The sequence below is a fragment of the Qipengyuania sp. YIM B01966 genome, from assembly GCF_016461955.1.
Classification (GTDB): domain Bacteria; phylum Pseudomonadota; class Alphaproteobacteria; order Sphingomonadales; family Sphingomonadaceae; genus QFOP01.
The window spans coordinates 1-12,911 of the sequence record NZ_JADMNM010000016.1 but is presented as its reverse complement, the minus strand read 5'-3'; the positions used below and the strand labels follow the sequence as shown (position 1 = coordinate 12,911).

Here is a 12,911-nt window from a genome sequence, read left to right as displayed (position 1 = left end):
GCCGACGGGGCGGGCCATACGTTTTAACCCGCAGGCTCGATGCCGTGCGGTGTGCCTTCAGGTAGGTCGCGTCGATCATGACGGTCGTAGGCTGTGTCTCTGCGGACGCCAGACCCTCCATCATGCGCAGGAAGACGCCCCTCTCGCCCCACCGCTTCCAGCGATTGTAGAGCGTCTTGTGCGGGCCATAGTCCTTCGGTGCATCACACCAGCGCAGCCCGTTGCGATTGACGAACACGATGCCGCTCAGCACCCGACGGTCATCCACCCGCGGCTTGCCGTGGCTCTTGGGGAAATACGGTTGCAGACGCGCCATCTGCTCATCCGTCAGCCAATACAGGTCGCTCATCCACGGTCTCCTCACGGAGCCTGAATCAGATCGCGACGCTCATATCAATGGGTCCTGACCCTAGAGGGGCTTACAAGCCGCATCAGCTTCCAACCCAGGAAATAGCGGAACGGGAGCCGAACTGGGCAAGGATAACTTGCACTGCGTCGCTCAATAACTGCGGCAATCCCCATTCGGATAACGGAAACCGAGCGTATATTGCGAGATGAAGCGATACGGCCTTCCGCTCGAACATGATCGCCGTCGCTGGACAATGGAAGCCGTGGACCGAAAGGGAGGTCCACGAAATCGTAGCCCGATCACGGGAAAGGAATTATCTTTCCCGATTGCTGACCCACATGCTTGCCGTTTTTCGCTGGCGGATGATCGAACAAGATTGGCGGCGCCTCCTCTCGCTGCTTGCTCCGTCAAAGTGAGCGGTTTCGCGCGGGCATCGTCCCCAGTCTACCGTTTCGGCGCCTTTGGGCGCTGCGCGCGGATTTCCGCCAGCAGCACGCCAAGATATTTCTCAGCTTCGGCAGCTTCGCTTTCGGGATAGGCGGCCGTCATGCGTCCGCTCCAATAGCCATAGTCGACTGTCGTCAGGCTGGAACGCCATGGTTTGCCGTCGCGATAGCCGGTGAAAGTTCCGCGATAGGCCTTGAGGCGGCGATTGGTTGGGATCGTCGCCGGTCCTTCCGACACGATGGTCGGCGCGGCAAAATGGGACATCGTAGCCTGACGCATGATCATATAGTGGTCGCGTGGCGGCATCTGGTCGATATGGACCACCGCCATCCGCACCACGATGCGATCGTCGCCGGTGCCGAGTGGCCGGTCGTAGCCGATGGCGATATACTCGCCGCCCGGATCGAATGCCCGTTCCCTGAGGCGGGTAAAGCCCTCGAATTCCTCCGGGAAGCGCAGGCCGCTGGCCACGTGGACAAGAGTTGTGCCGTCCGGCGCCAACTCAAATCCGTCGGGTACCGCGATTGCCGTGGCGTCGGCCGAAGGCGGCGCAGCGGGCGCGGTTTCAGCCAGTGACGGAGCCGCCGAGGACAGCCCCAGCAGGATGGCGGCGGCAAGGGAAACTGGAACGCGCAATGATCGGGACATCGAAGTCAAATCCTCTGGTGAGTATGTCGTAATTAGGCCGGTCTTCGCAATTACGGCAGGGGATTGTTTGGAATCAGGCGGTAAGACGCTGCGATGGACGCGAAGTCGGGATTGCACAACGTCATCGTTCGTTTGTATCCGCTTGGGCATCCTCGCCCGTGAGCACGGTCAGGGATGTGCCTGTACTCCCGCTTTCGAGGGTATCGGCCGTGACGATCAGCGTGCTTCCCGGTTTGAGCACCGACAACAGGTCCCGTCTGAAGTCCTCGGGAAGGATTAGCCGCTCCCGGTCCTGCCGCGAGACTTCCCCCGTCTGTGCACCGCCAAATACAGGGAGGAACATCCAATGCGTCCGGTGTTCGTCGATGGAGGCGAGGTTGAAGGCCTGAAGGCCGGAGATCTTGCCGCGGATGGCGACAGGCGCCGAACCGATTTCGATGCCGTTTCGCAACACCACGGCGCGCTGGTCCGCCGCGCTGACGATTATGGAGATCGGCCCTGTGAGTGCTTTCTCTGGCTGCCAGACCGTCAAAAAGGCATTCCCGAACGACGAGCGCCGGGCCGTATCCTGCAGGATACGGGGAGCTGGGGCAAAGCGCGGAATCTCGCTCGCCTGCGTGATGATGACCGTCAGGCCAAGCTGCGTGACATCATAGAGGTGCTCGGCGAACGTCAGGGGAAACCGGATGCATCCGTGCGAGGCGGGATAGCCCGGAAGATTGCCGGCGTGCATGGCAATCCCGTCCCAGGTGAGGCGCTGCATGTAGGGCATCGGCGCGTCATTGTAGAGGTTCGATCTGTGCGCGACTTTCTTTTGGAGGATGGTGAAAACCCCGGTGGCCGTTTCGTGGCCGGCTGCGCCGGTGGAAACGGTCGAGATGCCGATCAGGACGCCGTTGCGATAGACATAGGCCCGCTGCCTGGCGAGGCTGACGATGATGACCACCGGACCATCGGGAGCCGCTTCGGGCGCCCACAGGAACTCTCCTGGCCGTAACGCTTCCACGCTCGCCGCGATCGATCCTGGATCAAGCGCCATAGCGCGGATCGGAGCGGCGGTCAGGCAGAGCGCGGCAGTCATGGTGCCGGCAAGAAGCGTTCGGCGCGAGAAGCGTGTCGATGGTGCGTGGGATGCGCCGGCCGTTGCCACGGCAGTGAGCGTCGGGGTTCGCAATATGATGTCTGGTGTTGTGATCTTATCCATCCTCTTCTGATCAGGCCATAATATCGGTCTGCTTCGCGACGGCCAGGGAATCCTTGTCGAAGAACATTTCTGTCCGTCCTGCAAATACACGGCGACACGTTCCTTGGTTGGCGGACCACTGCTGCTATGTTGCGTCGATATGACCCCGCGAACGATTCTGTTTCCAACCGATTTTAGCGGTCGCTGCGACCGAGCCCGCGACCGCGCGATACAGCTGGCGAGCGAGTGGCGCGCACATCTGGTTCTTCTCCACGTTCAGAGGGATCCCGATCCCGCAGACATGCTCGACGGACTGCAGGCCGCCGAGAGTCGCCTTCATGCCCGCTTGCGGGCGGAGGTGGCGGACCCGGATATTCCGGTCGAGACACGCCTCGCCACCGGCGCCGTCTCGCAGGCGGTGCTGGAAGCGTCAACCGCATGCGGGGCGAATCTCATCGTGACCGGCATCTCGCGCCATGACGATATCGGGGATTTCCTGATCGGCACGACCGTGGAGCGCATGATACGCCATGCTCATGCGCCGGTGCTTATCGTGAAGGAAAAGACCCAGCACCACTATCGCCGGGTCTTGGTCGCAACCGATTTCTCCGGCTGCTCGGCCCAGGCGCTTCGCACGGCCATGGCCGCATTCCCCGCTGCCGAGATCACTCTCGTTCACGCCTATCACGTGCCGCTGGAGGCACTTCGGGGCCGGGAAGGGCCGGCAGCTGCGCTGCAGGCCAGGATAGCCTATGATCTGGATGCCTTTCTGGACAGGACCGATCTGCCCGCCGACGCACGCGACAGGCTGGATATCAATGTCGACTATGGCGAGGTTTGCGAGGTTGTCCGCAATCATGTGAAGCTGAGCGAAACCGACCTGGCCGTGATCGGAACGCACGGTCGATCGGCCCTGACGGTGGCGGTGCTCGGCAGCACGGCGCGGGCGCTGCTCAGCCGTCTCGATTGCGATGTCCTGCTCGTGCGCCAGCAGCCGCAGGCGGATGCTGCCGTCTGATCCGGATCGTCATCCTTGCCTGCCTGGGGTTGGTCGCGGCGTCGATGCTCGCGACTTGGGTCTACGGCCTGTTCGCCAGTCGCGCGCAGGGGGAGCCTTCCTACGCACTGTCGATCGAACGCGGCCGGACGCCGCTCGATCAGCGTATCGGCGCCACGACGGATGCGCACCCCGGTGAGAGCGGCCTGCTTTTGCTGGACGAGAATCTCGACGCCTTCGCGGCACGTGGATTGTCGGCGCGCAAGGTCGAGCGCTCGCTCGATCTGATGTATTACATCTGGCACGACGATCTGACCGGCCGCCTTCTTCTGGCCGAGGCCCTGTCCGCGGCCGATCGCGGCGTCAGGGTGCGGATCCTGATCGACGACATCGGCACCAGCCATACATCTGATGCGATGATCGCCATGGCGCATCATCCGCATATCGAGATCCGTATCTTCAACCCGACCCGGGCGCGGCAGGGCGGCTTGCGGCGCGGCATCGAAATGATGCTGCGCGCCTTCAGCGTGACCCGGCGCATGCACAACAAGGCCTGGATCGCCGATGGTCGCGTTGCCATCCTTGGCGGGCGCAATATCGGCGACGCCTATTTCGATGCCGCGACGCAAACCAATTTCCGCGACATGGACGTGCTGGTGATGGGGCCAGCCGTCGCCCAGACAGAGAAGATCTTCGACGATTACTGGAACAGCGGCCTGGCGTTGCCGGTCGATAGGCTTTCGCCCTTGAAAGATCCTGGCGCGGCGCTGACGCGGATCGCCGCCGAATTGGGCAACGCTGCCAATGAGGCTGCCGCGCGCCCCTATCTGGAGCGTATCGTCAAACGGCTCTCGCTTCTCGATCCCGAGACCACGCGGCCCGACTGGACTCGCGCCGCCCGCGTGATCGCCGATCCGCCGCGCAAGGTGCTGGGCAAGGAGGGCAAGAACTGGCTGATGCACGACCTGCTGCCGGTCTTCGATGCGGCGCGGGAAAGGCTTGAAATCACTTCACCCTATTTCATCCCCGGCGAGGAAGGCACGGCGGCGCTCGCCGCGATTGCGGCAAAGGGGGTTTCGGTCTCGGTCCTGACCAATTCTCTTGCGGCAACCGATGTCGCCGCGGTCCATGGCGGTTATGCGCGCTACCGTGTTCCGCTGCTGGAGGCAGGGATCAAGCTCTGGGAATTGCGCCCCGAGCATCAGGAGCGGGACTTTTCCCTGCGAGGATCGAGCCGGGCAAGCCTGCACACCAAGGCTTTCACTGCCGACGGGCATATGGGGTTCATCGGCTCGATGAACCTGGATCCTCGTTCGGCTTCCCTCAACACGGAAATGGGCGTCCTCTTCGAGTCCGAGGCCCTGGCCCGGAAGATGGCTGCCATCTGGCAGCGCGATACCGCGCCCTCCCGCAGCTATGAGGTCTGTCTGACGTCGGATGGCGACGTGGCATGGGCCGGGAGCCGGAACGGCGTGCCCGTCCGATACGACCGGGAACCGGAAGCCTCGTTCTGGCGCAGACTAACCGCACAGGCCATTGGCCTTCTGCCGCTGGAATCGCAGCTTTGACCCAAGCAGGCTTTCGGCGCCGTCTTCAATTTTGCGTGTTGCCGACGAATGGACCGTCTGCGACGGGGACCTGTTTCCTTGAGATCATGCGCTTGAGCGCGGATCGTTGTCGGAGCGCAGAAATCTGCTCCAGTCGATCTGGGCGAGCGCAGCAAGCAGGATGATCATGCCGATCTGCATCGCGATGCCCCACGGACTGGTGAGGCGCTCGGTAAAGACGTCACCCAGGCTCGATTTGCGGATCACGCCTGCTGTCGCGGCATAGATCGAATAGGAGACGAGACGCCCGACGAAAAACGCTGCTGTGAACTTCCCCAGCCTGATACCCGCAAGGCCGGCCGCTTCGAACAGTTGCGCCGAGGGAAGCGGAGAGAGCGCGAACAACGCGAGCCCGAAAATCGCGCTTTTCGGGCGGTCCTCGACGACTTTTTTCGCTGCTTCGAGGTTGCGCTTTTGTTTCGCGGGCAAATAGTCCTTGAGAAATCGAAAGCCCCAGGCAAGCAGCAAACGTCCAAGAGCGGCCGCGAGCGCGCCAATGAACACGATCAAGGCGACAGGCAGATCGGTCGTCAGGCCATAGAGAACGATGATCGACCATGTCGGGGGACCGAACGCGGGCAACAGGTTGATACCAAGGACGATCAGGAAGAGAATCAGGCACGCGGTCATTTCGCCTTCGGCGTTATCGCATTTGCGCAGGGTCAGCGAGCCGGATGGGAGAGGTGTCTTTCAGCCTGTCAATCCATGCGTCTACTTCTCGACGCGCGTCCAGATCTGCGACCGGCACCCGATGCGCCCGACGAGGCAGCCGTTCGCCTCGAGCCTGTTGCTGTCGAGTACCGTGACGCGCCCAGTGAAGGTCCGGCCGATATCGGGCACGAAAACGCGGCCGCGCCACACGCCGGGCTGCTCCTGCTCGAAATCACGAAACAGCTGTGCGCCCACCAGAGGATCCGGGCTGCCCTTGCGCGCATCGGCTTTCGCCTTGTCGTTAGCCCAGACGACGACACCGCACATCCTGTCGTCGCACGGTTGCGCGCGGATATGCACACTGTTTGCAGGGTTGCGCCAGATAGTCCCGGAAATGCTCGATGCCGGAGCATTTCCGACCGTTGCCGCCAGGATGAGCAAGACCGAAAGCGGTTTGTATCCTCCGATCATCCTGGCGTTTCCTTTGTTGTTCGGGGCAGGGCACCCTTGCCGCACTAAGTCTATAGCTTACCGATGCGGCGCAGACCCATGGCGAGGATGATGAGGAAGGTTCCTCGCAGCAGGAAGCTCAGGCCGACCGCCAATGCCAGGAAGGCAAGTCCGGTCGCGGGATCGCTGAACAGGATGAGACCGCCCAGAACAGTGTCGAGAACGCCGAGTAGCAGGCGCCAGCCCCGGTCATGCGCAGACTGGAATGCGCCGACGATTTCGAAAACGCCGATGATGAGCAACCAGGCGCCGATCAGCGCGACGAGCGTCAAGGCCCCGGCGAAGGGATTGAAGAAAGTGATGGCGGCCGCGACGAGGCTCAGCACGCCGAGGAGGATCTCGATCCAGCGTGCGCGCCGGGAGAGCGAGGACAACCCGGCCGCGATAGCCAGTATTCCGTATATGAGGAGCGCCACGGCAAGGAAAACACCTGTCGCGAAGCCCGTCGCGATTGGGTTGAGGAGCGCAAAAACGCCGATCAGGATCACGAGCAGCCCATAAGCCAGGACCCAGCCCCAACTGGTCTCCAATGCCGGGTCGGCCATACCATAGGGGCTGGAATAGCGCCTCGATTGTGACGGCATGTGAAGGGCTCCTTCTTGGTGACTCGGAACTTTTGCTGTGAGCGTGTCGACTATTGCCAGAGTGCAACCTCAAGTCGAGCAGGAAGCGCTGATGTCGCAGGAGGCTTCGCTCAAGTGCGTGATGTGCATGAAGGCGGGTTTCAACGCACCAGTGCCACGCCCAGACGAAAACGGGTCGTATGGCGATCATAGTCGAGCAGATTCTCGCCATAGCCGATGAAGCTCTGGCCGAAGAGATAGAAGTCGGGTCCCCCGCCCAATAGCCGCGAGAGCGGATAGGAAAGATCGGCGGCGAGTGCGCCTTTGCCGCTGGAGACGCTGAACCGCGTGGATGTCGTAAGACGCAGGCCATCATCTTTTCCGACTTCCAGGAAGAGCGAGCTATTGCCTCTGTAGCGGCGGATATCGGGATTGTCGGACTTGTCGCCGACAAGGAGGGAGAAGCGCGGAGCTACCGACAGGCGATAGCCGCCGCCCAGTGGGAAGGCGGCCATCGGCGCCACATAGAGCGTGTTGAGGCTGCGGGAATCGAGACCGGAGCGACCGTTGGATTCATGGCGAAAGCCGCCCTGTGCGCTCAGCGAGATGCCGCGTGTCAACGTAGCTGAAGGGGTCAGGTAGAAGAGTTCCGACTGATAGTCGATGTTACGAAACGGCGAGGAATCCGCGCCAAGATCCCAGAACATGCGCTGGGTATAGGCAAAATGCAGTCCGTCGCGCCAGGAAAGTGGCAAGCCCTGGGCGCGTCTCGTTCCGAAAATCCGATATTTGAAGCTGATCTGGATGCGCGCGGCGCTGTCGGTGCCCGGACCATAGACGGCATAGATCGGCTCATAGGCCGACAGGTTGGCGAAAAAGGCATTGCCCGCCGTTCGGTCCGAGGGAGGCGGCACGGCCTTGTTTTCCATCCCCGGTGCGTTGGGAGGCCCGGATTGCACGGCCATGTTCGCTGCCATTTGCGCCCCTTGGTCCGCGGGCCGCAATGCCAGCGTGATCTGCCGCGTGCCCCATGCGGGAACGGAGATCGCGGCGCCTTCCAGCGACAGATTGGTCGTCCGCGCAAGCCGGTAGGTCGCGCGCGTGAAACCGCCAGGTGGAATGATCGGGTTTGGAGGCGTCGTCGCCATGCGTTCCAGCCAGGCGGTGCGAGAGGCGCCGCCCTGCTCCACCTGCGCTTCGATGCGGTCCGGAAGGGCCATGCCCTGCGGATTGCCGCTGTCATTGAGCAGGCGCAGATCGACTAGGACAGCGCCGGTTTCGTCCTCCTGCCCGGCGTCGCTGATGAGGATTTCGACGGGCGATGCGGCATGGGCCGTGGCAGGGGCGGCAAGCGCGATGGTGGCAAGGTTCATCGCGCGCCTCATGATGGATTCTCCCCTAGAATGTGCAAGGTGTGGAGCGCGATCATCCGTTCCTCGTCGGTGGGAATGACGCGCACCGCGACATGGCTGCCGGGCGTGCTGACAAGCGGGGCGCCGGCGGCGTTCGCCTGTTCGTCCAGTTCCACGCCCAGCCATGCGAGGCGTGCGCAGATACGCTGGCGCATCGCGGCGTCGTTCTCTCCGATCCCGGCGGTAAAGACGATGCCGTCCAGCCCGCCGATCGACGAGGCGAGGGCGGCCGCCTCTCGCGCGGCGCGCCAGGCGAACAGCGCCATCGCCTCTTCCGCTTCCGGCGCATCGCTGGCCGCGAGCGCCCGCATGTCGCTCGACAGGCCGGACACGCCGAGCAGGCCGGACTGCCGGTAAAGCATGTCCTCCACATCGGCCGCGCTCATGCCCATGCGGAGCTGAAAGTGCAGGATCACGCCGGGATCGATAGTGCCGCAGCGCGTGCCCATCACCAGGCCGTCGAGCGCGGTGAAGCCCATGGTGGTGTCGATGCTCTCGCCGCCTTGCATGGCGCAGAGGCTGGCGCCGTTGCCCAGGTGCGCCGCGATCACGCGGCCCGAGGCCAACGCCGGGTCGATCTCCGCGAGACGCATTGCGACATATTCATAGGACAGGCCGTGAAAGCCGTAGCGGCGGATGCCCTGATCGTGGAACTTGCGCGGGATGGCCAGGCGCGAGGCGACGTCCGGCTTGTCGTGGTGGAAGGCCGTATCGAAGCAGGCGACCTGCGGCAGGTCGGGTTTCAGCTTCGCGATCGCGCGGATCGCCGCGAGGTTGTGCGGCTGATGCAGCGGGGCGAGGGGGCACAGCGTTTCCAGCCTGTCCAGCAGGTCGGCATCGACCAGGCGGGGCGTGACGAAGTCCAGGCCGCCATGCACCACGCGATGGCCGATGGCGATCACGTCCTGCCCTTCCAGCGGATGGTCTCCCGCCCACCCGAAGAGGTCCGCCAGCAGGTCCGCATGCGTGAGCGCGGCGCCGTCCGGCCAGTCCCGCTCAATGAGGATTTCACCCGTTGCGGAGCGCGCCCGTAGGCTGGGCGCGATGCCGATCTTCTCGATCTTGCCGCCTGCCGAGAGCGTCAGCCCGCCCCGGCCATCGAGCGTGAGGAGCGAGAACTTGATGCTGGACGAACCGGAGTTGATGGCGACGACGGCTTTCATGCGCTCGCCGCTCCCGGCAGGCCGGGCGCGGCCTTGGTGGCGGCGCGCGCCATCAGCACCGCGACGGCGCAGGAGGCGAGGCGGGTGCGCAGGCTGTCGGCCCGGCTGGTGAGGATGATCGGCACGCGCGCGCCCATCACGATGCCCGCCGCGTCCGCGCCGCCCAAGAACGTCAACTGCTTGGCCAGCATATTGCCCGCTTCCAGGTTGGGCACGACGAGGATTTCGGCCTTGCCCGCCACCAGCGAGACGATGCCTTTCTCCTTGGCGGCGGCTTCGCTGATCGCGTTGTCGAAAGCCAGGGGCCCGTCCAGAATGCCGCCCGTGATCTGCCCGCGATCCGCCATCTTGCACAGGGCGGCAGCGTCCAGCGTGGATTGCATCGCGGGATTGACCGTCTCCACGGCGGAAAGGATCGCCACTTTCGGCTTCTCGATGCCGATGACATGGGCAAGGTCGATGGCGTTGCGGATGATGTCCGCCTTTTCATCGAGCGTCGGGGCGATGTTGATCGCGGCATCCGTGATGATGAGCGGCGTCGGATGGCCCGGCACGTCCATGATATAGGCATGGCTGATCCGCCGTTCGGTCCGCAGGCCCGTGGCGGAACGCACGATGGCGCCCATCAGTTCGTCGGTATGGAGCGAGCCTTTCATCAGCAGCTTCGCTTCGCCGCCGCGCACGAGTTCCACGGCTTTTGCCGCCGCTTCGTGGCTGTGGGCGGCGGGCACGACGGGGAATGCGGAAATGTCCTTGCCCGCGTCCTGCGCGGCCTTGTGGATCTTCGTTTCCGGCCCGACCAGGATCGGCGCGATGAGGTTCGCCTCGGCCGCCTCGATCGCCGCCGTCATGGCGGCGGCGCTGCAGGGATGAACCACCGCCGTCGGTTCCGGCACGCCATTGGCGGTCATCTCGATCAGCTTGCGGTAGCCGTCATGGTCGCGCAGGCTGACTTCCGGCAGCGCCGCGCGGGGCCGCCGGACCTTCTCGGTCGGCGCCTTGACCTCGGCCTGGCCGCTGATGACTTCCTCGCCGTCCTGGTTGACGCAGCGGCAGTCGAACAGGATATCATGGTGCGAGCGTTTTTCCGCCACCGTCACCGACGCCGTGATCGTGTCGCCAAGGCCCACCGGCCGCGTGAATTTCAGCGACTGGCTGAGATAGATCGCGCCGGGGCCGGGCAGTTCGGTGCCAAGCACGGCGGAGATCAGGCCGCCGCCCCATAGCCCGTGCGCGATGACGCGGCGGAGCATGTCGGTCGCGGCATAGTCGGCGTCCATATGCGCCGGGTTCACGTCGCCGGACACGAGCGCGAAAAGCTGGATGTCCTCTTCGGTCAGCGTGCGCGATATGCTGGCCGTGTCGCCGATCTTTATCTCGTCGAAGGTGCGGTTCTCGATCATGGTTCCGTCAGCCATTGCTCAATGCTCCAGCACATAATGGCCGGGAGCATCGGCGATCGCCGCATAGCCTTTGTCCGGTGCGCCCATGGGCGGCGGCGCACCAGGTTCTCCCGAACGCGCGGCCAGCCATTCGCCCCATTGCGTCCACCACGATCCCTGTTTCTGTTCGGCACGCACTTCCCATTCTTCGGGATCGTAGGAGGTGCCGTCGACCTCGCGGGTCAACACGCGGTAGCGGCGGCCCTTGTGGCCCGGTTCGGAAACGATGCCGGCATTGTGCCCGCCGCTGGTCAGGACGAAAGTGATATCGGCCCCGGTCAGCAGGTGGATCTTGTGGACGGAATGCCACGGCGCGACATGATCGCGCTCGGTTCCGACCACGAACAGCGGCTTGCGGATGGATGCAAGGTTGATGGTTCGTCCATCCACCCGGTATTTTCCTTCTGCCAGGTCGTCGTCGAGGAACAGGCGGCGCAGATACTGGCTGTGCATGGCATAGGGCATCCGTGTACCGTCGGCGTTCCAGGCCATGAGGTCGTTCATCGGTTCGCGCTCGCCCATCAGATAGGTGGCGAGCACACGCGACCAGACCAGGTCGTTGGAACGCAAGACCTGGAAGGCGCCGCCCATCTGGCTGCTGTCCAGATAGCCCCGGCTCCACATCATGTTCTCCAGCAGGTTGAGCTGGCCTTCGTCGATAAACAGGCCCAATTCCCCCGGCTCGCTGAATTCCGTCTGTGCGGCCAGCAGTGTGACGCTGGCGAGCCTGTCATCTCCGTCGCGCGCCATGGCCGCGGCCGCGATCGAGAGCAGCGTGCCGCCCAGGCAATAGCCCATGGCATGGATGCCCGGCGCGCCGGTGATCGCCGTCACCGCATCGAGCGCCGCCATCGGTCCGAGGTACCGGTAGGCGTCCATGTCGAGGTCACGGTCGGCACTGCCGGGATTGTGCCACGAAATCATGAACACCGTGAAGCCCTGCGCCGTCAGCCAGCGGACCAGCGAGTTTTCGGGCGACAGGTCGAGAATATAATATTTCATGATCCACGCCGGCACGATCAGGATTGGCTCGGGCCGCACCTTGTCCGTGGTCGGTTCATACTGGATCAGTTCGATCAGCTTGTTGCGGTAGACGACCTTGCCTTTGGCCGTGGCGACGTTTTCGCCCACGCGAAAGGCTTCGGCGCCGACCGGCGGCAGGCCGCGCGCCATGTGCTGCATGTCCTCGACCAGGTGCCGGAAGCCGTCGACCAGGCATTGGCCACCTGTTTCCGCGATCTTGTGTTGGAGAACGGGATTGGTGGCGAGAAAGTTGGTCGGCGCGAGCATGTCCAGCATCTGCCGTGCGGCGAATTCCACCATGTCTTCATGATGTTTTGAGACACCGCCAATGCCTGTCGTCGCGGCGTGCCACCATTGCTGGTTGAGCAGGAAAGCCTGCGCGATGAGATTGAAAGGCATTTCTTTCCAGGCGGGATCGGCGAAGCGCCGGTCCTGCGGCAATGGTTCGATGGCCGGTTCGGCCTCGCTGTCTTCCATGCGGCGCTGCAGATAGTCGAAAAGCCGGGCATGCTTGCGGATGGCCTTGGCGCCAAGCTGCATTTGTTTGCCCGGCGACGTGGCGAGATGAATCCCCCAATCGGCCATGGCAAGCAGGAGCGTGGCCGGCGAAAGGCCGAAAGTCGTCTGCGCGATGGCCGCCGATGCCGTGCGGTCGAGCGTTTCGCTGATTCCGTCCAGCGGATCGTCGGAAGGCGGAGGGGACGTGGCCATGACTATATACTCCGAGTTCCGCTGGAAGGTGCCTCGTCTCTCCGACAGGATTCCACAGCAGATGTTTGGGCCGCCCCTCCCGGTTTTTCTTATGCCGAACGGTACTGCATAGGTAAGATAGAATGCAAGCCGCATGGAGGCTTGGTTGCGACCGGACGGCTGTCTGACGGCCAGTCGCAAGGTCGTGTCCCACGGGGTGGTGTAG

At 63.6% G+C, this 12,911-nt stretch carries 12 protein-coding genes and 1 pseudogene; 3 read left to right on the top strand and 10 right to left on the bottom strand.

Annotation, left to right across the window (positions count from 1 at the left end; translation table 11 throughout):
* Positions 1-349 (bottom strand): transposase (locus tag ILT46_RS11620; RefSeq protein ID WP_199504808.1); only part of this gene is annotated, 349 nt, incomplete at its 3' end.
* 230 nt (positions 350-579) lie between these two features.
* Between ILT46_RS11620 and ILT46_RS12470 the strand changes: the two are divergent.
* Positions 580-765, top strand: a pseudogene (locus ILT46_RS12470) (DUF7079 family protein); the annotation flags it as partial.
* A 28-nt stretch (positions 766-793) separates the two neighbouring features.
* Here the strand turns inward: ILT46_RS12470 and ILT46_RS11615 are convergent.
* The gene (locus ILT46_RS11615; protein WP_021246268.1) at positions 794-1,444 is read right to left on the bottom strand and encodes a hypothetical protein; all 651 of its coding nucleotides are present in this window, start codon (positions 1,442-1,444) and stop codon (positions 794-796) included.
* Between the two features lie 121 nt (positions 1,445-1,565).
* Positions 1,566-2,648 (bottom strand): L,D-transpeptidase, encoded by a 1,083-nt coding sequence (locus ILT46_RS11610; RefSeq protein WP_199504807.1) that lies wholly within the window; start codon positions 2,646-2,648, stop codon positions 1,566-1,568.
* A 139-nt stretch (positions 2,649-2,787) separates the two neighbouring features.
* On the opposite strand from ILT46_RS11610, the gene ILT46_RS11605 reads away from it, so the two are divergent.
* Together ILT46_RS11605 and ILT46_RS11600 are read left to right on the top strand one after the other, a co-directional pair.
* Entirely contained in the window at positions 2,788-3,645 is an 858-nt protein-coding gene (locus ILT46_RS11605; RefSeq protein WP_199504806.1) for a universal stress protein, read from the top strand.
* Positions 3,646-3,689: 44 nt separating this feature from the next.
* Positions 3,690-5,192: a phospholipase D family protein gene (locus tag ILT46_RS11600; RefSeq protein WP_199504805.1), complete on the top strand. Its 1,503-nt coding sequence runs from the start codon at positions 3,690-3,692 to the stop codon at positions 5,190-5,192.
* An 84-nt stretch (positions 5,193-5,276) separates the two neighbouring features.
* On the opposite strand, the gene ILT46_RS11595 is transcribed toward ILT46_RS11600, so the two are convergent.
* The 7 genes from ILT46_RS11595 to ILT46_RS11565 all read right to left on the bottom strand — a co-directional run bounded on the left by ILT46_RS11595 (position 5,277) and on the right by ILT46_RS11565 (position 12,706).
* The gene (locus ILT46_RS11595; protein ID WP_021246272.1) at positions 5,277-5,861 is read right to left on the bottom strand and encodes a hypothetical protein; all 585 of its coding nucleotides are present in this window, start codon (positions 5,859-5,861) and stop codon (positions 5,277-5,279) included.
* An 81-nt stretch (positions 5,862-5,942) separates the two neighbouring features.
* Positions 5,943-6,353, bottom strand: a complete 411-nt coding sequence (locus ILT46_RS11590) for a DUF2147 domain-containing protein (RefSeq protein ID WP_021246273.1) — start codon at positions 6,351-6,353, stop codon at positions 5,943-5,945.
* A gap of 50 nt (positions 6,354-6,403) precedes the next feature.
* Entirely contained in the window at positions 6,404-6,937 is a 534-nt protein-coding gene (locus ILT46_RS11585; RefSeq protein ID WP_199504804.1) for an HdeD family acid-resistance protein, read from the bottom strand.
* A 179-nt stretch (positions 6,938-7,116) separates the two neighbouring features.
* Positions 7,117-8,175, bottom strand: coding sequence for a phospholipase A (locus tag ILT46_RS11580; protein WP_233397228.1), 1,059 nt, complete (start codon positions 8,173-8,175; stop codon positions 7,117-7,119).
* Positions 8,176-8,336: 161 nt separating this feature from the next.
* On the bottom strand, positions 8,337-9,530 hold the full coding sequence (locus ILT46_RS11575; protein ID WP_199504802.1) for an acetate/propionate family kinase: 1,194 nt from the start codon (positions 9,528-9,530) through the stop codon (positions 8,337-8,339).
* Positions 9,527-10,948, bottom strand: a complete 1,422-nt coding sequence (locus tag ILT46_RS11570; protein ID WP_199504801.1) for a bifunctional enoyl-CoA hydratase/phosphate acetyltransferase — start codon at positions 10,946-10,948, stop codon at positions 9,527-9,529. The genes ILT46_RS11575 and ILT46_RS11570 overlap by 4 nt, the downstream gene beginning before the upstream one ends.
* Before the next feature lie 3 nt (positions 10,949-10,951).
* The gene (locus tag ILT46_RS11565; RefSeq protein WP_199504809.1) at positions 10,952-12,706 is read right to left on the bottom strand and encodes a PHA/PHB synthase family protein; all 1,755 of its coding nucleotides are present in this window, start codon (positions 12,704-12,706) and stop codon (positions 10,952-10,954) included.
* Between the last annotated feature and the right edge of the window lie 205 nt (positions 12,707-12,911).

Coding starts and splice junctions, on each gene's coding strand:
- ILT46_RS11615 (WP_021246268.1), bottom strand. CDS start 1,444: ATGTCCCGATCATTGCGCGTTCCAGTTTCCCTTGCCGCCGCCATCCTG.
- ILT46_RS11610 (WP_199504807.1), bottom strand. CDS start 2,648: ATGGATAAGATCACAACACCAGACATCATATTGCGAACCCCGACGCTC.
- ILT46_RS11605 (WP_199504806.1), top strand. CDS start 2,788: ATGACCCCGCGAACGATTCTGTTTCCAACCGATTTTAGCGGTCGCTGC.
- ILT46_RS11600 (WP_199504805.1), top strand. CDS start 3,690: ATGCTCGCGACTTGGGTCTACGGCCTGTTCGCCAGTCGCGCGCAGGGG.
- ILT46_RS11595 (WP_021246272.1), bottom strand. CDS start 5,861: ATGACCGCGTGCCTGATTCTCTTCCTGATCGTCCTTGGTATCAACCTG.
- ILT46_RS11590 (WP_021246273.1), bottom strand. CDS start 6,353: ATGATCGGAGGATACAAACCGCTTTCGGTCTTGCTCATCCTGGCGGCA.
- ILT46_RS11585 (WP_199504804.1), bottom strand. CDS start 6,937: ATGGCCGACCCGGCATTGGAGACCAGTTGGGGCTGGGTCCTGGCTTAT.
- ILT46_RS11580 (WP_233397228.1), bottom strand. CDS start 8,175: ATGGCCCTTCCGGACCGCATCGAAGCGCAGGTGGAGCAGGGCGGCGCC.
- ILT46_RS11575 (WP_199504802.1), bottom strand. CDS start 9,530: ATGAAAGCCGTCGTCGCCATCAACTCCGGTTCGTCCAGCATCAAGTTC.
- ILT46_RS11570 (WP_199504801.1), bottom strand. CDS start 10,948: ATGGCTGACGGAACCATGATCGAGAACCGCACCTTCGACGAGATAAAG.
- ILT46_RS11565 (WP_199504809.1), bottom strand. CDS start 12,706: ATGGCCACGTCCCCTCCGCCTTCCGACGATCCGCTGGACGGAATCAGC.